Annotated in this window: 29 protein-coding genes and 1 tRNA gene; all 30 read left to right on the top strand. The window is 41.3% G+C overall.

Annotated elements, in window-relative coordinates:
* Positions 1–56 precede the first annotated feature (56 nt).
* The 30 genes from MK395_RS05080 to MK395_RS04935 all read left to right on the top strand — a co-directional run bounded on the left by MK395_RS05080 (position 57) and on the right by MK395_RS04935 (position 18392).
* Complete coding sequence (locus MK395_RS05080; RefSeq protein WP_160312405.1) at positions 57–230, top strand: hypothetical protein; 174 nt, start codon at positions 57–59, stop codon at positions 228–230.
* Entirely contained in the window at positions 223–621 is a 399-nt protein-coding gene (locus MK395_RS05075) for a RusA family crossover junction endodeoxyribonuclease (RefSeq protein ID WP_268711412.1), read from the top strand. Before MK395_RS05080 ends, MK395_RS05075 begins: the two co-directional genes overlap by 8 nt.
* On the top strand, positions 618–845 hold the full coding sequence (locus MK395_RS05070; protein WP_268711411.1) for a hypothetical protein: 228 nt from the start codon (positions 618–620) through the stop codon (positions 843–845). Before MK395_RS05075 ends, MK395_RS05070 begins: the two co-directional genes overlap by 4 nt.
* Complete coding sequence (locus MK395_RS05065; RefSeq protein WP_326845691.1) at positions 845–1138, top strand: DUF3310 domain-containing protein; 294 nt, start codon at positions 845–847, stop codon at positions 1136–1138. Before MK395_RS05070 ends, MK395_RS05065 begins: the two co-directional genes overlap by 1 nt.
* Positions 1135–1863: a DUF1642 domain-containing protein gene (locus MK395_RS05060; protein ID WP_268711410.1), complete on the top strand. Its 729-nt coding sequence runs from the start codon at positions 1135–1137 to the stop codon at positions 1861–1863. Before MK395_RS05065 ends, MK395_RS05060 begins: the two co-directional genes overlap by 4 nt.
* A 168-nt stretch (positions 1864–2031) precedes the next feature.
* On the top strand, positions 2032–2292 hold the full coding sequence (locus MK395_RS05055; RefSeq protein WP_268711671.1) for a DUF1372 family protein: 261 nt from the start codon (positions 2032–2034) through the stop codon (positions 2290–2292).
* Positions 2289–2696, top strand: coding sequence for a YopX family protein (locus MK395_RS05050; protein ID WP_268711409.1), 408 nt, complete (start codon positions 2289–2291; stop codon positions 2694–2696). The genes MK395_RS05055 and MK395_RS05050 overlap by 4 nt, the downstream gene beginning before the upstream one ends.
* Positions 2693–2932, top strand: a complete 240-nt coding sequence (locus MK395_RS05045; protein ID WP_268711408.1) for a DUF3310 domain-containing protein — start codon at positions 2693–2695, stop codon at positions 2930–2932. The genes MK395_RS05050 and MK395_RS05045 overlap by 4 nt, the downstream gene beginning before the upstream one ends.
* Complete coding sequence (locus MK395_RS05040; protein ID WP_268711407.1) at positions 2922–3155, top strand: helix-turn-helix domain-containing protein; 234 nt, start codon at positions 2922–2924, stop codon at positions 3153–3155. Before MK395_RS05045 ends, MK395_RS05040 begins: the two co-directional genes overlap by 11 nt.
* Before the next feature lie 4 nt (positions 3156–3159).
* Complete coding sequence (locus MK395_RS05035) at positions 3160–3585, top strand: DUF1492 domain-containing protein (RefSeq protein ID WP_268711406.1); 426 nt, start codon at positions 3160–3162, stop codon at positions 3583–3585.
* Between the two features lie 321 nt (positions 3586–3906).
* A tRNA-OTHER gene (locus MK395_RS05030) sits at positions 3907–3985 on the top strand.
* A gap of 184 nt (positions 3986–4169) precedes the next feature.
* On the top strand, positions 4170–4610 hold the full coding sequence (locus MK395_RS05025) for a terminase small subunit (RefSeq protein WP_268711405.1): 441 nt from the start codon (positions 4170–4172) through the stop codon (positions 4608–4610).
* The gene (locus MK395_RS05020) at positions 4588–5886 is read left to right on the top strand and encodes a PBSX family phage terminase large subunit (protein WP_268711404.1); all 1299 of its coding nucleotides are present in this window, start codon (positions 4588–4590) and stop codon (positions 5884–5886) included. The genes MK395_RS05025 and MK395_RS05020 overlap by 23 nt, the downstream gene beginning before the upstream one ends.
* A gap of 11 nt (positions 5887–5897) precedes the next feature.
* Positions 5898–7310, top strand: a complete 1413-nt coding sequence (locus MK395_RS05015; protein ID WP_268711403.1) for a phage portal protein — start codon at positions 5898–5900, stop codon at positions 7308–7310.
* Positions 7273–9006: a minor capsid protein gene (locus tag MK395_RS05010; protein ID WP_268711402.1), complete on the top strand. Its 1734-nt coding sequence runs from the start codon at positions 7273–7275 to the stop codon at positions 9004–9006. Before MK395_RS05015 ends, MK395_RS05010 begins: the two co-directional genes overlap by 38 nt.
* Positions 8996–9331, top strand: a complete 336-nt coding sequence (locus MK395_RS05005) for a hypothetical protein (RefSeq protein WP_268711401.1) — start codon at positions 8996–8998, stop codon at positions 9329–9331. Before MK395_RS05010 ends, MK395_RS05005 begins: the two co-directional genes overlap by 11 nt.
* Before the next feature lie 46 nt (positions 9332–9377).
* Entirely contained in the window at positions 9378–9671 is a 294-nt protein-coding gene (locus MK395_RS05000; RefSeq protein WP_268711400.1) for a hypothetical protein, read from the top strand.
* A 216-nt stretch (positions 9672–9887) separates the two neighbouring features.
* Complete coding sequence (locus MK395_RS04995) at positions 9888–10124, top strand: crAss001_48 related protein (RefSeq protein WP_412079853.1); 237 nt, start codon at positions 9888–9890, stop codon at positions 10122–10124.
* Positions 10125–10329: 205 nt separating this feature from the next.
* Positions 10330–10842, top strand: a complete 513-nt coding sequence (locus MK395_RS04990) for a DUF4355 domain-containing protein (RefSeq protein WP_268711398.1) — start codon at positions 10330–10332, stop codon at positions 10840–10842.
* Positions 10843–10869: 27 nt separating this feature from the next.
* Entirely contained in the window at positions 10870–11883 is a 1014-nt protein-coding gene (locus MK395_RS04985; protein WP_268711397.1) for a carbohydrate-binding protein, read from the top strand.
* Positions 11884–11896: 13 nt separating this feature from the next.
* Positions 11897–12100, top strand: coding sequence for a hypothetical protein (locus MK395_RS04980; protein ID WP_268711396.1), 204 nt, complete (start codon positions 11897–11899; stop codon positions 12098–12100).
* Between the two features lie 8 nt (positions 12101–12108).
* Entirely contained in the window at positions 12109–12420 is a 312-nt protein-coding gene (locus tag MK395_RS04975) for a phage head-tail connector protein (RefSeq protein WP_268711395.1), read from the top strand.
* On the top strand, positions 12401–12739 hold the full coding sequence (locus tag MK395_RS04970) for a hypothetical protein (protein WP_268711394.1): 339 nt from the start codon (positions 12401–12403) through the stop codon (positions 12737–12739). The genes MK395_RS04975 and MK395_RS04970 overlap by 20 nt, the downstream gene beginning before the upstream one ends.
* On the top strand, positions 12714–13226 hold the full coding sequence (locus MK395_RS04965; protein WP_268711393.1) for an HK97-gp10 family putative phage morphogenesis protein: 513 nt from the start codon (positions 12714–12716) through the stop codon (positions 13224–13226). The genes MK395_RS04970 and MK395_RS04965 overlap by 26 nt, the downstream gene beginning before the upstream one ends.
* Positions 13223–13591: a hypothetical protein gene (locus tag MK395_RS04960; protein WP_212576612.1), complete on the top strand. Its 369-nt coding sequence runs from the start codon at positions 13223–13225 to the stop codon at positions 13589–13591. Before MK395_RS04965 ends, MK395_RS04960 begins: the two co-directional genes overlap by 4 nt.
* Positions 13592–13594: 3 nt before the next feature.
* Positions 13595–14008: a phage tail tube protein gene (locus MK395_RS04955; RefSeq protein WP_095725815.1), complete on the top strand. Its 414-nt coding sequence runs from the start codon at positions 13595–13597 to the stop codon at positions 14006–14008.
* Between the two features lie 3 nt (positions 14009–14011).
* Positions 14012–14401: a DUF6096 family protein gene (locus MK395_RS04950; RefSeq protein ID WP_268711392.1), complete on the top strand. Its 390-nt coding sequence runs from the start codon at positions 14012–14014 to the stop codon at positions 14399–14401.
* Positions 14402–14451: 50 nt separating this feature from the next.
* A complete protein-coding gene (locus MK395_RS04945; RefSeq protein WP_326845696.1) occupies positions 14452–14793 on the top strand; it encodes a hypothetical protein in 342 nt (113 codons plus the stop codon).
* Positions 14794–18030, top strand: a complete 3237-nt coding sequence (locus MK395_RS04940; protein WP_268711390.1) for a phage tail protein — start codon at positions 14794–14796, stop codon at positions 18028–18030.
* A gap of 11 nt (positions 18031–18041) precedes the next feature.
* A complete protein-coding gene (locus MK395_RS04935; RefSeq protein WP_268711389.1) occupies positions 18042–18392 on the top strand; it encodes a DUF6711 family protein in 351 nt (116 codons plus the stop codon).
* Positions 18393–18399: the final 7 nt, after the last annotated feature.

The following is an 18399-nucleotide window of genomic DNA, read 5'->3' as shown; positions in this document are numbered from 1 at the left end:
CACCCTGTCATATACAAGGTCCATGGACTAAGCGCGTATAAAAAAGAAGGTAAAAAATGACATTAAATAAAAAAGCTATTGATAATCTTAAAAAGGAAATCGATGACTTGTTGGATAAATGTGAAGATGATTTTGAAGAGATGGCACTTAATCCAGATTACTCATTTGGATTGCTTATGAGCGCTAGTGCGACCTTGGGTGTAATTTTAAGGGAGTTGGCTGATGATTGAATTCTTTTTACCAATGGAAAAAATTCCCACAACGACGCACCAACAAAAAAAGGTAAATGTCCAATTTGGGAAGCCAATCTTTTATGAGCCGGCTGACTTGAAAAATGCCAGGGCGAAATTTGAGAGCTTGCTCGCGCAACATGTGCCTCCTGATAAATTTAAAGGAGCAGTTCGACTGACGGTCAAGTGGTGCTTCCCTCGTATCAAAAGAAGCTACGATGGCCAGTACAAGACCACAAAGCCAGATACAGACAATCTGCAGAAGCTACTTAAGGATTGCATGACAAAACTTGGATACTGGCAAGATGATGCACAAGTGGCCAGCGAGATTGTCGAGAAGTTTTGGGCTGACACAGTCGGAATCTATATCAAGATTGAGGAATTGCCATGAAAATTAATTATATAGATTTCTTTAGCAGAGTTATTCCGGAATGGATGGCGCGCAGCAATCAGAAGAGCCAAGAAATTGGTTTTGGCTCGGACGCTTATTGGCTATGGGCGGTGTCGTCAATCGGAGAAATTTGCAAACAATACAATGATGATGAGCTGGTGACGGAGCAGTTTGGTCTGCTCTTCAATTGGCTAGAAAAACAAGCAGGAGGAACAGGAAGTTAATGGTTGCGTGTGAGTTTAGTACAGATAGAAAAACTTGGAAAAAACTGGGTGACGAAACAGTGACAGAGTTACATGATAGTGTAAATAACCCAAGCCACTACCAAGGACGATATGGTATGCAATCTATAGATGCTCTAAGAAATTTCATGACACCGGAACAGCTGAAGGGTTTCTATCTCGGAAATGCTTTGAAATATCAGTTGCGGTTTCAAAAAAAGAATGGGCTTGAAGATTTGAAAAAAGCTCGTAAAAATCTTGAGTGGTTAATTGAGGAATTTGAGGTAGAAAAATGAATAAGCAGGAATTGATAAAAAAGTACAATGACGCTTGTTTTGCTGTTATTTCAGTAGACGAAGTTTTGGAAGATTTACAGCAACTAGACGAACCAGAAACAGGTCACGCAGAAGAAGCTCCACGCTACGTCAAAAACATACTTGCACGATTGCGAGAATTGCCATTGCATGACCGTGAAGTTTGGCAAAAGGCAATCATGGGTGAATTTGAGAAAGATTTCAGTCATGCAAAATGGCGCGAGGGATACGAGCAAGGCAAATTTGAGGGAGTATGGGTTGGTCAGCAACTGAAAGATGCTGATAAGATTCGACAAGAATTAAATAAACCAGTGGTTCAGCAGTTTGTTGCTGATTGGTACGAAAAGAACAAAGATGATTTTGAAACAAGTTTGTTTCAATGTGTTTATGAAGTTTTCAAAAAGCGTAATGATAATGAACTAACCAAAATTGAAAATTGGCTAATTGATGAAAATACCAAACCATTTCAGACTCTAGTCAACATGCACCAATTCGGCTACGAGGTCGAGGAAGAGAAGCGGTATCGGATTAAATTAAAAAGTAACTCAAAAGAAATTGATTATTTGGTAAATACAGAAAGGAATGGACTTCGTTTTTATAGTACGATTTATACGCAAAGAAGGGAACACACTCTCAAAGAACTAGAAGGCGCGGGCTTCGGCTGGGTATTTGATTGTCCAGGGATTGAGATTGAGGAGGTGGAGTAAATGGAAAAATCAAAAGAAATTGGCTTAGCAATCACAGAAATACAAGTAAAGGTATTAACTCAATCTGAATCGTTGAGCGCCTATGAATTGAACAACATTAAAATAAAAGCAAGAACTTTGTATGAAAAGTCTTGTGTGGTTACATTACGAGGCGGAGGAGAGAAAAGATTGAAACGATTCATAGCTATCCGGATTCTTGTCTCTGCTGGATTAAACATCTGGCAGATGGACAGGATTCGAGATTTGGAAGAGAAGCGCCCTATTGTAATCTACAAAGCAGATAATCAAGGCGCTGAAATCAAAGGTAGAGTCATCCACAAGGAGCAGATTGGCGACATGCACACAATCACTATTAAAAATTATGGCATTTTCGTAGTCACGCAAACAAGCTATGAATCTTTAAGGATTGGAGACGAGGTGAGATTATGAAACTCAAATTTAGAGCGTGGTATGTGTTGGCAGAAGAAATGATTAACGAAATACTGATGATTTCATTCGTTAGAAAAGAAATCATAGGGAAGTTTAGCGACGGTTCTACATCGGTTCCGTTAAAATTTGAAGACAAGCGAAACGGAGAGGATGTTATCCTCATGCAATCAACAGGCCTAAAAGATAAGAACGGCAAGGAAATCTTTGAGGGGGATATAGTCGATTACAAAGGCAGAAAAGCGATTGTTAATTGGCATGGCTCTTACGCAAGTTTTATCTATAGATTTGTAGATGAATTGCAGGAAAGAAAATCGGAATGGAAACCGCTATATCTTGCTTACTATAAATTTGAAGTGGTCGGAAACGTTCATGAAAATAAAGAGCTTTTTGAGGTAGAAGAATGAAACCAGAAAAAATTGACAACGTAAACAAACCAAGCCACTATCAAGGCTCAAAAGGCCTTGAAGGTATTGAAGTAATTGACAATTTCATTGGCAATCTGCCAGGGAAGGCAGCGTGGTGCTGGGGTAATGCTATTAAGTATATGTTAAGATTCCAGAAGAAGAATGGTCTTGAAGACCTGAAGAAAGCTAGAAAAAATTTAGACTGGCTTATAGAGGAGATGGAGAATGGACTATGAAAAACCTTTAACAAAGAGACAGTGTGAATTATTCGCTTTCATGCTAAAGCAAAAGAGGATTGATAACCAGGTTACTTTGAAAGAGTTAGGAAGTAAGTTAGGCTACTCAATTGCAACAATCTCAAATTGGGAGAATTTAAAATCCGCTCCTGATATGTACAATGTTGAAGATGTAGCGACTTATTTCAATCTGCCTATGAATGTATTTATCGGAGAGGGGTGATAGGGTGCAGAGAGCTATTGAGAAAGAACTCAAGAAACTAAAATTTAAGAATGTTAAAATCCAATCTCTACATTGTGAAATCATCAATCTAAGGTCTGGTATCATGAAAGGTCAGGTTTTTGACAGTATGCCGAAATCTCAGAACAATGATAATCGCACCGAAGAAATGAACATCAAGGCTATTGATCGCATTGCTGAACTCTATCAAGAAATCGAGAGGGAATACAAGGAGCAAGAGGAACTTGTCAGAGCGATTGAAGAGTTAGAGGAGCCGATTGAGAACATCGTAATGCGATTGCTGTACATAGATGGTCTATCTTGGTCTCAAGTGGAAAGAAGGTTGAATTGCAGTCCAGCTACTATCCAGCGGGCTAGGGATAAGTCCTTGGTTAAACTCTCTAAAATGTTTGATAGTAACGATAGTAAATGATAGTTTTAATGTGCTATTATGGTATTGTCAGCAAGTACGGTAAAGCGGACTGATGACTCCTTTAACTTTCTGTAACGGCATCATGGATAAGTCGGTGATTTCCTCTTTGTCTTTTTGGGTTCAATCCTTGATGTCGTTATTTTTTTGAACTTACAAATGGTTGCAGAGCGACTAGACCTTGCATGATTGCGTAGCTACTTATATTCTAGGTAAGTTATAAGCTAGAGGGTTTGATTCCCTCAGAGGTTGTTAATGACTACAAAAAAATAAAAAACAAATATAATATCTATCAGTTTGCAAGGTCAGTAGTCGCCTTGTAGTTGGAACGTAGCTCAGTTGGTGGAGCGATATGACTATAAAGGGTCTGAAATGTAGGCAGGTTCAAGTCCTGTCGTTCCAATTGTATCTCTGTGAGTAGCTATCACAATAGGGGTACAGGGCGGTAATTAGATTTAGGCTGATTAACCTGTAGGACAGAGATAAAGTAGCGCTATATAAGGCTCTGGTGGGGGAGGCACCCACTTACCGCATACAGTCACTCATCGAGTGGCTTTTTTGATTTTTCGAATGGAGGTGATGGAAAATTGAATGAATTAACGATAAAACAAAAGAGATTTGCAGATGAGTACATCATCTCAGGTAATGCGACGGAATCTTATAAGAAAGCGGGTTATCGCGCTTCTAGTGATAGGGTAGCGGGTGTCGAAGGACATAAGTTACTAAAGAATCCTAAGATTAAAACCTATATAGATGAACGACTGAAACAGCTTGATTCTGAGAAGATTGCTGACCAAAAAGAGGTTCTTGGTTATCTCACTTCAGTCATGCGAGGGGAGACTCAAGAACAGACTCTATGTAGTATCGGTGAACTTGGTCAACAAGTTATTGATATCGATGTCGGAGCTAAAGATAGAATTAAAGCTGCTGAACTTCTAGGTAAACGTCATAGACTTTGGACGGATAAATCTGAAATAGACATTTCTGGAACGGTGGTGTTTGCGAATGAGTCAGACATACCAGATTAAACAGAATGATATTGTCGTTGACTTACCCAAGACAGTAGGCGGTGGATACGGCCAGTTCTGGCGTTCGAGAAACTTGTATCGAGTTGTCAAGGGTTCCCGTGGTTCGAAGAAGTCAAAGACGACTGCTTTGAACTATGTTATCCGTCTTTTGAAATATCCCTGGGCTAACTTGCTTGTCATTCGTAGGTATTCAAATACGAACAAGCAATCGACTTATACAGATTTTAAGTGGGCAGCTAACCAGCTAAAGGTCGCCCATAAATTCAAATTCAACGAGTCATTGCCTGAAATCACCGTGAAAGAAACAGGCCAAAAGATTTTGTTTCGTGGTTTGGATGATGAACTGAAAATCACATCTATCACAGTCGATGTGGGGATTCTTTGCTGGGCGTGGTTCGAGGAAGCGTATCAAATCGAAACTGAAGATAAGTTTAGTACAGTTGTTGAGTCTATTCGTGGTAGTTTAGACGTACCTGATTTCTTTAAACAAATCACGGTCACATTCAACCCGTGGAACGAGAGGCATTGGCTTAAACGTGTCTTTTTTGACGAGGAAACTAGACGAGCTGATACGTTCGCTACTACGACAACTTATAAATGCAATGAGTGGCTGGATGAAGTCGATATCAAGCGTTATGAGGATCTGTATCACACGAATCCAAGGCGTGCAAGAATCGTTTGTGACGGTGAATGGGGAGTTGCTGAAGGGCTAATCTACAATAATGTGACCGTCAAAGACTTTGACAAAGATGAGCTATTGCAGAATCCTGCTAACAAGTTGTGCATCGGGCTTGACTTTGGTTTTACTCATGATCCAACTGCTTTGTGTTGTTCGCTGATAAACGACACGACAAAAGAGATACATATCTTTGACGAAGCGTACAGAGTCGGTCTGATAACCAAGGAAGTCGCTAAGATGATAAAGGATAAAGGTTATCATCGCTCGACAATTATCGCAGATAGCGCTGAATCTCGATTAATTGAAGAACTTAGGTCAGAACACGGCATATCTCGAATTAAAGAGAGTAGAAAGGGAAAGGATAGTATCATGGCAGGCGTGTCCAAATTGCAAGGATACGCTATTTATGTACATCCGAGTTGTGAACATATCATGGATGAATTTTATAGTTACTGCTACCAGCGGGACAAAGAAGGTAATTGGTTGAACAAACCAGAAGATAAGAATAACCACTTGATGGATGCGTTGCGATATAGCCTTCAATGTATCGAAGGTGGGAAAGCAACCGTCCGCAGACGTTCACAATACGGTTTATAGAAAGGAATTAAATGTATCAGATTTTAACTTATCCACGGGATGGATACGATGAAACAGCTTTGAGTAAAGAATTGATTTACAAGCTGATTCGCAAACACACACAAGAACGCAGTCGCTTGCGTGATTTGAAGAAATACTACTTGGGTGAGCATGCTATTTTGAATCATACGAGAAGAAATCAGAAAGCTCCAAATTACAAGACGGTAGCTAATCACGCTAAGGACATTGCAGACACATCTACGGGATATTTCATGGGCAATCCTATCAAGTATAACAACACTGCTGAGAGCGACCTCGAGCCTTTGCTTGAGGCTTTCGATGGTGCTGAAATAGACCAAGTGGATGCGCAGAATGCTTTGAATATGGCTATCTATGGACGTGCTTATGAATACATCTACGCCAAAGAGGGACTGACCGAGCTTGATTCGACCAGTGTAGATCCTGAGAATGTATTTCTTGTATACGATGATAGTATCGAACGCAAGGCTTTGTTTGCGGTCTACTACTACGAAATTAAAGATGACACGAAAGATACGACTAAGTATCAAGCCGAAGTCTTTACTCAGAACCTGCACTATCACATCGTGCTGCGTGATTCGAGTATGGGGACAACACGGAACGAGCAAGTAGAAGAACATAATCTCGGCCAAATCCCAATCATCGAGTACCGAAATAATCACTTTGCGATTGGTGACTACGAGCAACAGATCAGCTTGATTGATGCTTATAACTCGTTGATGGGAAATCGTGTCAACGACAAAGAACAAGCGGTTGAGTCTATTCTCGTATTGTACGGTGCGCAGTTGGCTGACAATCTGGAAGATGCCAGGGAAGCAATGAGTATCCTTGCTGAAGAGGGGCTTTTGGAATTGCCGGCAGATGCCAAGGCTGATTTCTTGAAAAATGCTTTGGACGAGAACGCAACTGAAATCTTGCGCAAGGCCTTGAAAGAAGACGTCTACACATTCAGCCATGTGCCGAATTTAACAGATAAGAACTTCGCAGGCAATAGCTCAGGCGTAGCCATGGAATTCAAGCTACTAGGTCTTGAAATGATAACTAAGACGAAAGAAGCGAATTACAAGCGAGGTCTTAGACAGCGGATTGCTATCTTCGCTCACTATTTGGGTATGCAGCAGATTGCTCTTGAAGCACATTCAATCGTGCCACAGTTTAGCCGTGGATTACCTAAGAACTTGCTCGAATTGTCGCAGATTATCAATAATCTTGAAGGCAAAGTCTCACTTCGTCAGCTTATTTCTCTCTTGCCATTCGTTGAAGATCCTGATGCTGAACTTGAAAGTCTTGAGGAAGAGAAAGAAAAGAATAAGGACCGTGTGCCGTTCTTTAATCAAGCGAACACGAAGCCAGACGAAGAGGTGACAGATGAAGAACGAGGAGTATTGGACCAAGAGAAAGGCTAATCTCATCTATGAGCAGATGGACAAGGCCGAAAAGCAAGCGGACAAGTTTGACGAGATTTACAGGCAGTCTAAAACATATTTAGACAAGCAAATCAACAAGGTCTTTGATAAATTCCAGCGTGATTATGGATTGAGCGAGCGTGATGCTCGTCAGGTCCTAAAGAATATGAAAGACCAAAAGGATCTGAACGAACTTCGTAAGGTTCTTGAAGCTCGACCAAATGACCCGAATATTCAACGACTGCTTGCTGATTTAGACAGTCCAGCCTATGCTTATCGCATGAAGCGACTAGAGCGTTTGAACGACGATTTAGACCGCATGCGTGAGTCGATCTATCATTCTGAGAAGGTAGGATCAGATACCTTTTATAGCGACTTGATGAAAGATAGCTATTATAAGGCTACATTTGACTTACAACAACAGACAGGACTTGCTTATAGTTTCTCCAATCTCCCTGAAACCGAAATCAAGCGCCTGAGGGAGCTAAAATGGACAGGAGAGGGCTATTCGGATAGGATATGGTCAAATACCGGGGCACTCGCTTCAAGCGTGAAAGACGAGCTCCTAGTGAGTCTCATGACTGGTCGAAGCGTAAGAGACACATCTCAAGCTATTGCTGAACGGTTCGGAGTAGGTCAAAACAACGCAAGGCGTTTAATTCGTACTGAGTCAGCGTTCTTTCACAACCAGATGGAACTGCTAAGCTACGAAGATGCCGAAATCATAAAATACAAATTTGTGGCAGTATTGGACAGACGGACGTCACACATCTGTCAAGAGCATGACAACAAGGTCTATGATACGGACAAGGCTGTTCCTGGTGTGAACTATCCACCTCTGCATCCGTGGTGTAGGTCTACGACTATCGCGCACGACGAGGACGCAGATTACAGCAAACTAGAGCGACGAGCGAGAAATCCTGAAACAGGTAAGACCGAGCTAGTACCTGCTGATATGAGTTATGACGAATGGTATAGCAAGTATGTGGACGGTAAGGAAGTTGTTAAGGAATCTAAGTCAGAAGTGGCTGACAAGGTTTTTGTAGCTGATAAACCAAATGAAATAGACGACTTCTTTAAGAAACAAAAATCTTATCAGAAGTGGTATAATGAACTTACAGATGAAGAAAAGAACGCTATTTATACTTACACTAAAAGTGATTACCACAACTTTAATAATATTAAACGCTTTGGAATTGATAAAGCATTTAAGCTTAGTGAAGAATTTTGGTTAGAAGAACACGGTGAAGCCGATTTAAACCTTGCTTTGGAACGAGTTAGAGAAGCAAATACTAAAATACCTTTCCTTGAAAAAGCTTTGTCAGATTTTGCCCCTGAAAAATCGTTTAAAGTTTTCAGAGGTACTGGCTCTGTTTCTGCTTTAGGAGAAGATTTGGGGTATATGGATTTAGAGGTTGGACAAAAACTTACTTTGGACAAGTCGTTCACTTCGTTTAGTTTGGATAAGAATTATGCTAGAGAGTTCGCTATTGACGGTGACGGTGCAAATATTCTATTTGAGGTTACTGTTAAGAAAGGACAGAAGACAGGGGCTTATATCGCTGAATTGTCAGATTTCAACCCTGAAAAAGAATATCTGATGAAACCTAACTTGAAATATAACGTTATTTCTAAAAAAGAAACAGAAGACGGTCTACTAGTTTATGGTTTGGAGGTGCTAGAAAATGGGTCTTGATAAAGATTTTGTACAAAAGATTTTTTCTAAGGGCGAAGATAGAGTGAATAGATCTATTTTTGTAAAACCAGAAGAACTTATTGAAATATCTGATGAAGATTTGAGGTATTTTGGTGAGGGTATCTTTTATTGTTTACCTGATAACGAATTTGTAAAAAATAACAAGGAAAAAATCAAAAAAGATTATAACTTATCTAAAGAAATGCCAAAAATAAATGGTATTTATTTACCTACATTCTTAAAAATGAGGTCATGGGATAGAATTAGAAAAACTAAACCAACCTTAAAAGAAATTATCAACATGACAAAAAAAGAAAGCATTTAGAAATTCTAAGTGCTTTTTTCGTGCTCAGACCAGAAAGGAGAATTTGATGAATAAGTACAAAAAGTTGATAGAATTGATTGAAAATAACGGTCTCGAGATACAATCGAAGAAATGTTATGATCCGCAGAGTGCATGGACTGGAAAACATTTATGGATTGTCGATAAGAAAAACCAAAATAAAATTTTTGATTTATCGGGTAACGGTTACTGTTTTCATGACACTAAAGTTGAGGAAGCCATTGAAGAAGTTGAAAAGTATTTGTCTCTTAAAAACATGAATGCTTTTGATGATTTCAAAAAATGGGTAGAAAAGAATGCCAAGCCTCAAGAGAATGCTTAGAAAGGAGTAAACTATGTTCATTTGGGAATGGATAGCAATCGCTTTCGGGTGGTTGGTATTCTTTTGGTTATTCGTTTTAATTGCAGGAACTATTCTTGCGATTTTAACAGGTTTCAAAAACAGAAAGTAGGTGATCCAGAATCTTGACAGGCAGGAATAGACTGCTATAAATTACTGTAAATTGCTATAAACCGTGTCGAATTCGAGGCGGTTTTTATATTTAAGAAAGGAACAGAAAAAAAGGAACCTTGGAAAGAACGATTTAAAAAAGAATACTACGAATTGAGAGAACGATTTCAAAAGTTAGACATGATGATTGGCCAATACGAAAAAGGGCAACTAGAGTTTGAACCTAAATGTCCTATCGATTTGTTAAAAGGCCAGCGTTCGACTATGTGGAATTATTTAAAAATTCTAGAACAACGTGCAGAAATTGAAGAAATTAAACTATAAAACCTAACCGTATGGAATCCCGTACGGTTTTTATGCGCACGAAGGGGAGATAGTTCGATCCTATCTCACGGGTTAACCAAGTTCGAGTCTTGAAATCTGGCGGGTGGTTCGAGTCCACCGGTGCGCGTTATTGTCCAAGCATTGAAGACACTAAAAAGCTATGGAAAATACAGTCGGGGACGACTTTAAAAATAGGAGGTTCGCAATGAACGAAGAAACACAAACGGTCGAAACGGTTGAAGAACAAAAGGTGCCTGCAGGACCTACACCACAACCGCAAGACGAGAAGAAGTACACAGACGCAGAAGTCGATGCTATCATCGACAAGAAATTTGCTAAGTGGAAGTCAGAGCAAGAAGCCAAGGAAAACGAAGCTAAGAAGCTTGCCAAAATGAACGCTGACGAGAAACAGAAATATCAGTTAGATCAGCGTGAGCAAGAATTAGCTAATCGTGAACAAGCGATTGCTCGCAAGGAATTGACCGCAGAAGCTAAGGCAATGTTAAGTGAACGTGGCTTACCAGTCGAATTAGTATCCGTGGTTGATTTGTCAAACGCTGAAGCCGTGACTGAATCAGTCGCAAGCATTCAGAAAACGTGGGAGGATGCAGTCCAAAAAGGTGTATCTGACCGCATGAAGGGTAGCGCACCTATTAAGACTGCGCCAGCAAATCAGCAAGAAGTCACTGAAAAATGGAAACAGGACTTTTTGCGCTAAAAATATAAAAAATGAGGTAAAAAATAAATGGCATTTGAAGCATTAAACACAGCAGAATCACGCAAGCGCCACCTTGGAATTATCGAGGATGTCCTTGCGGTTAATTCATACGCAACACCACTCTTGACACCAAGTGAAGCAGTAACTCTAAACGGTCGCTCTTTCACAGTTGCAACTGGTGACACAACTGAGTTGAAAGACTACAAACGTAACCAAGTGAATAAATTTGACAATGTTGAAACAGAAGAAAAGGTATACACCCTTGAAGAAGAAAAATATTGGGGCCGTTTCGTTGACCAGTTGGATGAACGTGACTCAAACGGTCAAGTAAATATTGAGTATGTGATTGCTCGTCAAGCTGCTAAAGTAATCGCTCCATATCTTGATGAACTACGTTTTGGTGCAGCGCTTGGAAACGTAAGCGATAACGTGGTTATGGGCAAAGATAAAGGCGCAAACAACGCTTACAATGCGGTTCTTGATGTGTCTGAGAAATTGGATGAACTTGGAATCACAAAAGAACGCTTGCTCTTTGTAACTCCAAGTTTCTACAAAGCTATCAAGTCCGAAATTGTACGCTTGCCACAAGGGGATGCAGATAAGAAAGTCCTTGGCAAAGGATATGTTGGTGAATTGGATGACTACACAGTCTATAAAGTTCCTTCTAAATTCTTGCCAAATGTAAATGCCCTTGCTGCTGCACCTGGCGTAGTGACATCGCCAATTCAAATTGATAACACTAAGTACAACAACAACGTACCTGGTCGATTTGGTGAATTGGTAGAACAATTGCTCTACACTGGAGCGTATGTTCTTGAACACTTCCAAAAATACATCATCACAATTGCAGATACTAAACCTGCTGCTAAAAAATCAGCCCAAGGAAAGACAGTAAACCGTGCTAAAGCGTGGAAGGCTGGAACAACCTACAAAGAAGGTGACACAGTAACGCACGAGGATAAAGTCTACGTTGCAATCAAAGAAATCACTAGCTCAACCAACGCACCAGATTCTGACTCAGCTAACTGGAAGGTTAAATAACGAGGCCTGATCTATGAAAGTCAGAGTAAAACGAACCTTCAATGATTGGCAAGCGCAAGTAGTTCGACATGAGAATGATATCTTTGAGATGACAGACGAGCGTTACAACGAATTGTCGCACAATCTCAAGAGTGAGTTCTCAGTCGATATCGCAGAGGTTGTCGAGATCATTGACGAAGTCGAAACCCAAGGAGACGAGACGACTCCTTACGATTAGGAGGTCTTATGGAATTTGAAGAATTAAAAACACTAACAGGCGAGAGTGACGGAACAGTCCTCTCGTCTTTACTTTTAAGGGCTGAAAACATCATTTTATCTGAAACGAACCGAGAGAAGCTGACTCCAGCGCTCGACAGACTACTACCTGAACTTGCAATCGAGCTCTACAATCGCACAGGAAGCGAAGGAGAGCAATCTAGGAGCGAGGGTGGTATCTCTGTAACCTATGCAGAGTCAGGCTTGTCTACGGGTCTTTTACAGCGCATTCGGATGCATCGATTAGCGAGGGTTGCAGGTCATGTTTTTGAAAAGGAATAGACTGAAACCATATAACCTCAGACGATTCAAAAAAACCGTTACGAATGAGGGAGTCGCTAAAGAAGGATATGCGGATGAGGTTGAAGAAGTAAGACTTGAATTGTGGCCAGCTAGTAGCAATCTACAATCTGAGATTTACGGTAACCGAGTCAATGATATCCTAAATGCGAATGCGATCAACGATGCGAATATCAACGTGAAAGATGGTGTCTGTATCGATAGCAAGACAGATGTCACACATCGGGTTATCTCAAAGAAAGTATACAGTCATCATCAAGTTTTGGAGTTAGAACGTGTCAGGTTTAATCGGAGCAGATAGCTTAATCGCTAAGTGTCGTAAGTTATACGGAGCGAGGACTAATGAGTTTGTAGGACAAGCGGTCTTGCATGCTGGTAAAACAATCGTACAACCCGAAGCGAAACTCAGGGCACCAGCAAATGAGGGTGAGTTGAGAAATAGCATCAGAGTTCGGTTAAAAGTGAACGGAAACAAGATATCTAGTGAAATCTTTACAAACTCAGACCATGGCGCCTACGTCGAACTTGGAACTGGTCCGAAAGGGCAAGAGAACCACTCAGGCATATCACCAGAAGTAAGCGTATCTTATCGGTCTAGTCCTTGGTACGTGCATGAAGACCAAATCAACGTAGGACCTTACCACTTTGCAAAAAGAGGTGAGTTCTATAAGATGTATGGTCAACCTGCGCAACCTTACTTGTATCCTGCTTTGAAAGATAACCATGACCGTGTATCTAGTAACATTTCAAAATTCGTTAGTAGAAAGATAAGAGAACAGATAAAATGATTAATATTAAGCCTGTAATTTACAAAGAATTGCAAAAGGTCGCAGATAATGTGACCGATACGTATCCGAGCGACTGGGAGAACGTTCCAGTCGTCATTTTTTTGGAAGAACAGAATAAACCGGGTGAATGGTTCGATGACCAGGAGAAGAAGTCGCATATTCGCTACAAAGTGGATATCTTTGACAAAGATAGCACCAGCGATTTAGCGGTCAAAATCAATGAAATTTTCGCATCTTTAGGATTGCGAAGAACAGATTGTCAGGATGTACCTGATCCGTCGCATTTGCGTCACAAGTTGATGCGCTTTGAGGGAATCGTTGACCTGAATTCACAATTGGTTTATCAGTATAGAATGGAGAATTAATACATGTTAGCAAACGGAATTAAGCTTGCTTTTAGTAAAACTAAAGGCGATTATCAAAATCTTGTAGGTTTGAAAGAAGTGCCTGAATTTGGTATTGAACCTGAAAAAGTCGAGAATACGACTCTTGCAGACAAGGTTAAAAAATATGAATTTGGTATTGGTGATGCTGGGGAGCTTGAGTACAAGTTCGCTTATGATAACACAACTGCCACTTCACCTTATCGTGTCTTGCGTAATGCTGCAGACAACAAGGAGAAGCTCTACTTTGAGCAAACATACCCAGACAATACCAAGGTTACTTTTGAAGGTCAAGTATCCGTTAAATTGGGCGGTGGCGGAGTGAACTCTGTTATCGAATTCACACTCAAGATTGCATTGCAGTCTGAATTGACATTTGTTGATGGAATTGGAGGTTAATAGATGGCTCTACCATACGCAACTTGGAAAGTTAGTGAGGATAAGGAATTGAAACTCCGCCTCACATCTTTGCAAGCGACCAAAGTTGAAGAAAAAATCGGAGTGAACTTGCTCAAGGTATTCATGCCCGCTGAGGGCGAAGCCTTTGCTTTGCCACCTCTAAAAGTCATGTTGCTGTTGACTCATGGAGCACTTCAAAAGTTTGAGCATGGACTCTCATTTGAAGATGTATCTGACCTATATGACGATTATGTTGATAACAGTGGGGATCAGGCAGCATTCATGGCAGACGTCATCTTGCCGATGTTGCAAGTATCGGGTTTTATGCCACGGGAGAAAGCAAACAAGAAAGCTCCCAAGAAATCCAAAGCGAAAATGGAAGTAGTCGAGTAGAATCGACTGCAGTTACATCAGTAAAAGAAATGGTTGAGGGGCTTTATCCGATGTTTTTGGACATTGGGGGTAGGCCCCTCGATTTTTGGGATTTGACGGTACTTGAAATCAGAGAAATGATTGAAAGCTATAATCGTGTCACGATCCAAAAACAAAAAGAAAAAATAGTTGAATCTTACAGACTTTCGCAGATGATAGCAAATAATGTATCCTTGTTGCTTTCAAAAGATGCCAAGCCACTTGAGGTTTGGGACTATGCGCCTGAATTATTCCAGGAAGAGAGAGAACAAGTCGAAAGAGCAAGGCAAGAACAAGAAATGAGGATGCATAAGGAACGCATGCGCGCATTCGCTGAGAGTCACAATCGAAAAATGAAAATGAAAGGAGAATAGATGGGAGTTACTCTTGATGAGCTCAAGGTTATGATTGATGCTGAAATCGCACCTTTCAAGAACAAAATGAAAGAAGTCGAGAACAAGGTCAAAGACGCCTCTAACAAAGTACAGTCATCAACCGACAAAATCAAGGCGCAATCTGGATCCATGCTTGGCGTTTTTGGTAAATTAGCCAAATTCGCTGGATTTGCTTATCTTGGTAAGAAGTTGCTTGATGTTGGCATGTACTCAACGCAGATGGCCCTTGAAGTCACAGCATCAATTAACCAAATCAAACGTCAAATGGGCGAGAGCTCACAGACATTCTTAAAATGGGTAAATGACAACGCAAACGCTATGAACATGGGTGTTGGTGAAGCTACGAAATACGGGGCGGTATATTCAAACTTATTTTCGGGTTTCATCAAAGATTCAAACAAGCTGAGTGCATATACTGCTAAGATGCTTCAGACATCTGCAGTTGTAGCAGAAGGCTCAGGCCGTAGCATTACAGACGTCATGGAGCGTATTCGCTCAGGTTTGCTAGGGAACACCGAAGCAATTGAAGATCTAGGAATCAACGTAAATGTGGCCATGATTCAATCGACTGAAGCGTTCAAACGTTTTGCAAATGGCCAAAGTTGGGATCAACTTGACTATCAGACCCAGCAACAAATCCGTCTCATGGCTATCCTGGAACAAGCTACTGCTAAGTATGGCACGACCTTGTCACAGTCGGTCAATGGGCGCATTAGCTTGTTTAAATCATTGCTTAAGGATGCTGCTTTAAACGTAGGTAACGCATTCTTGCCGATTATCAACGCTATCATGCCAGTCTTGAATTCATTCGCTATGGTCTTGAAGAACGTGACGGCTAAACTCGCTGAGTTTATTGCTTTGATGTTCAACAAGAAAGCGACTGTAAAAGACGGTGTGGCTGGCGCAGTCGGCGATATGAACGGAGCCTTACAAGATGCAGCAGGTGGCGCAGGCGACCTCGCAGATGCTATGGGTGATGCAGACGACGCTTCAGGCGGTCTAGCTGACAACCTTGGAGATTCAGCCAAAAATGCCAAGAAAGCAGTTAAAGAACTGCTCGGGTTAGCTGGTTTTGACGAAATCACGCTTTTAAACAAGAAGGATGATTCGGACGACGGAGGTTCTGGTGGTTCTGGGGGCGGTGGTAAAGGCAAAGGTAAGAAAGGAAAAGGTGGAAGCGGACCTTTTAAAGACATTTTGCCAGAAGTCGCACTAACCGACATGGATAACCAATTCAAGAGCATTTTTGATGGTCTTGGAGGTAAGCTGAAAGGTCTATCTGACCTATTTAGCAAAGGGTTCTCTGCTGCATTCAGATCCGAAGGTTTAGAACGCATTAAGATTGGTCTTGGTCAAATCAAGACTACACTTGAAGAAATTGCTACTGACCCACGGGTAGTCAATGCCTTTAATGGCATGACCGAGAAAATCGCTTATGCGCTAGGGCAGATTGCGGGCTCTATCGGCACGGTTGGATTCGGCATTGGTGTCTTTCTTGCTGAAAGCATTGCAAATGGCCTAGGTCGTCAAAAAGAGCGTATTATTCGCTCGCTTGTAGCTCAATTCGAGAACACGGGCAATATGTTTGCCTCCGCTGGAAACATCGCTCAGGTATTTGCAGATGGCTTCTATGACGTCATAACATCAACTGGCGCTGTTCGTATTGGAAGCTCGATTGTGTCTGCTGTTTTAGCTATTCAAGCTAGCATTGTGGAGATTGGTTTCAAACTCGGCGGTGACCTACTACAAGGTATTGAACAGATTGTTACGGATAACATGCCTGGCGTTGCTGAGGCTTTTTCAAATGCCTTAACAGGTATCGCTCCAATTTTTGAGAGTGCTGAAAAAGCAATCAATGACCTGTCAGACTCAATCAGTCGTGTGTATGATAATTACATTCGTCCATCGATTGAGTCATCAACTAAGGCCATATCTGGTTTTGTTAGCGTATTTGTAAAAGGCTGGAACAATCATATTCAACCAGTCATCCAGAAAATCGGTCAAGGTTTCTCAGACACAATCGGTAAGCACATTTCACCATTTGTTCAAAAGATTTTGGACATGGTCGCTAGCTTCCAAGAAATGTCACAAGTCATTAACGCTTATGTAGGTCCTGTGATTGGTTTTATCGTCGAGCAATTAACAAGAGTTCTGGCTCCAACTCTTGAATATATCGGAGAAGTCTTCCGTGTATTATTCAATACAGTCGCTGATATACTTGGGGGCATAGCGGACTTCCTTAAGGGTGTGTTTGATATCATCACTGGTATTCTTACGAGTGATATGAGTAAGATTTTTGATGGTTTCACCGAAACAGGCGATGCTATCATGAACATCCTATCAACGCTTCTCACAGCTTTGCTAGATTTAACAGTAGCGGTTTTAAAAGTTATCTGGGACACGATTGTAGCAATCTTCCAAGCAATTTGGGATGGTATCGTGGCTATCTTCACACCGATTGGCGAATGGTTCTCAGAACGCTGGAACGACATCACAACCGTTCTAGCCGACGTAGCTAAATGGTTTGGCGATATGTTCCAGAAAGCTTGGAACGCTCTAACGAATGTATTCTCTTCAATCGGCACTTGGTTCGGTGAGCGTTGGAACGATGTAACGACTGCGCTTTCAAACGTTGCAACGTGGTTCGGGAATATCTTCAAGACTGCATTTGAAGCGGTTAAGAACGCATTCAGCACGATTGGAAGCTTCTTCAGCGGTGTTTGGACCACGGTCAAGAACATCTTCGTGAATGCTGGTCAAATGGTCGGTAGCGCAGTAGGTGGAGCATTCAAGAGCGCAGTTAATGCGGTTCTTGGTACGATCGAAAACGTGGTCAATGGTTTTATTGGCATGATTAACGGCGTTATCGGCTTAATCAACAAGATTCCGGGCGTATCTCTTGGAAGCGTTGGCTATGTAAGTCTACCTCGATTAGCCCGTGGTGGTATCGTTGATAGTCCTACCGTAGCCATGATTGGTGAAGCTGGTAAAGAGGTCGTTATGCCACTTGAGAACACTGGTTTCTTACAGACTATGGGGCGCATCGTAGGTGGTGCGGTAGTCAATGCCTTGGGTGGTGGTTTACCACAATCTGGAGGCTTTAGCGGTAGTGGTGACATCGTCATCATGGTTGGCGGACACGAATTTGGTCGTGTAGCTATCCAAGAAATCAATCGAGAACAAGAACGTGCAGGACAAGTCTTGCTTAACATTTAAAGGGAGGTAAAATGGCACGCTTAATTATCAATGGGGTGGCTGTTAAGCCTCCCAAATCTTTTCAAGTCGGTATTCAGGACATCGATGGAGAGACTGGTCGAAATGCTAACGGAGACATGGTTCGTGATCGTATCACGACCAAGCGAAAATTAGATTGTGAATGGGGCATGCTGACTCAAGATGAAATGAGTCAGCTTTTAAATGCTGTATCATCGGTCTTTTTTGAAGTTTCATATCCTGATCCAGTAAGAGGTCAGACAACAGGGACTTTTTACGTTGGAGACAGAACGGCCCCGAGCTATTCATTTACTGACAAATTCAAACCGTGGTCTGGTGCAAAGTTTAATCTGATAGAAAGGTAGGTTAGAG

Origin of the sequence: Streptococcus oralis, from assembly GCF_026782085.1 — a bacterium.
Taxonomy (GTDB): Bacteria; Bacillota; Bacilli; order Lactobacillales; family Streptococcaceae; genus Streptococcus; species Streptococcus oralis_DA.
Note: the sequence above shows the minus strand (reverse complement) of the source record. Positions and strands in the feature narration are given on the sequence as shown.

Bases quoted from the DNA above. Each gene is read 5' to 3' on its own strand.
- MK395_RS04935 (WP_268711389.1), top strand. From the start codon at position 18,042: ATGGCACGCTTAATTATCAATGGGGTGGCTGTTAAGCCTCCCAAATCT.
- MK395_RS04990 (WP_268711398.1), top strand. From the start codon at position 10,330: ATGAACGAAGAAACACAAACGGTCGAAACGGTTGAAGAACAAAAGGTG.
- MK395_RS05005 (WP_268711401.1), top strand. From the start codon at position 8,996: ATGGGTCTTGATAAAGATTTTGTACAAAAGATTTTTTCTAAGGGCGAA.
- MK395_RS05060 (WP_268711410.1), top strand. From the start codon at position 1,135: ATGAATAAGCAGGAATTGATAAAAAAGTACAATGACGCTTGTTTTGCT.
- MK395_RS05070 (WP_268711411.1), top strand. From the start codon at position 618: ATGAAAATTAATTATATAGATTTCTTTAGCAGAGTTATTCCGGAATGG.
- MK395_RS04945 (WP_326845696.1), top strand. From the start codon at position 14,452: ATGTTTTTGGACATTGGGGGTAGGCCCCTCGATTTTTGGGATTTGACG.
- MK395_RS05020 (WP_268711404.1), top strand. From the start codon at position 4,588: ATGAGTCAGACATACCAGATTAAACAGAATGATATTGTCGTTGACTTA.
- MK395_RS05040 (WP_268711407.1), top strand. From the start codon at position 2,922: ATGGACTATGAAAAACCTTTAACAAAGAGACAGTGTGAATTATTCGCT.
- MK395_RS05000 (WP_268711400.1), top strand. From the start codon at position 9,378: ATGAATAAGTACAAAAAGTTGATAGAATTGATTGAAAATAACGGTCTC.
- MK395_RS05080 (WP_160312405.1), top strand. From the start codon at position 57: ATGACATTAAATAAAAAAGCTATTGATAATCTTAAAAAGGAAATCGAT.
- MK395_RS04950 (WP_268711392.1), top strand. From the start codon at position 14,012: ATGGCTCTACCATACGCAACTTGGAAAGTTAGTGAGGATAAGGAATTG.
- MK395_RS04975 (WP_268711395.1), top strand. From the start codon at position 12,109: ATGGAATTTGAAGAATTAAAAACACTAACAGGCGAGAGTGACGGAACA.
- MK395_RS04955 (WP_095725815.1), top strand. From the start codon at position 13,595: ATGTTAGCAAACGGAATTAAGCTTGCTTTTAGTAAAACTAAAGGCGAT.
- MK395_RS05015 (WP_268711403.1), top strand. From the start codon at position 5,898: ATGTATCAGATTTTAACTTATCCACGGGATGGATACGATGAAACAGCT.
- MK395_RS04960 (WP_212576612.1), top strand. From the start codon at position 13,223: ATGATTAATATTAAGCCTGTAATTTACAAAGAATTGCAAAAGGTCGCA.
- MK395_RS05065 (WP_326845691.1), top strand. From the start codon at position 845: ATGGTTGCGTGTGAGTTTAGTACAGATAGAAAAACTTGGAAAAAACTG.
- MK395_RS05075 (WP_268711412.1), top strand. From the start codon at position 223: ATGATTGAATTCTTTTTACCAATGGAAAAAATTCCCACAACGACGCAC.
- MK395_RS04970 (WP_268711394.1), top strand. From the start codon at position 12,401: ATGTTTTTGAAAAGGAATAGACTGAAACCATATAACCTCAGACGATTC.
- MK395_RS05010 (WP_268711402.1), top strand. From the start codon at position 7,273: ATGAAGAACGAGGAGTATTGGACCAAGAGAAAGGCTAATCTCATCTAT.
- MK395_RS04980 (WP_268711396.1), top strand. From the start codon at position 11,897: ATGAAAGTCAGAGTAAAACGAACCTTCAATGATTGGCAAGCGCAAGTA.
- MK395_RS05050 (WP_268711409.1), top strand. From the start codon at position 2,289: ATGAAACTCAAATTTAGAGCGTGGTATGTGTTGGCAGAAGAAATGATT.
- MK395_RS04940 (WP_268711390.1), top strand. From the start codon at position 14,794: ATGGGAGTTACTCTTGATGAGCTCAAGGTTATGATTGATGCTGAAATC.
- MK395_RS05045 (WP_268711408.1), top strand. From the start codon at position 2,693: ATGAAACCAGAAAAAATTGACAACGTAAACAAACCAAGCCACTATCAA.
- MK395_RS04985 (WP_268711397.1), top strand. From the start codon at position 10,870: ATGGCATTTGAAGCATTAAACACAGCAGAATCACGCAAGCGCCACCTT.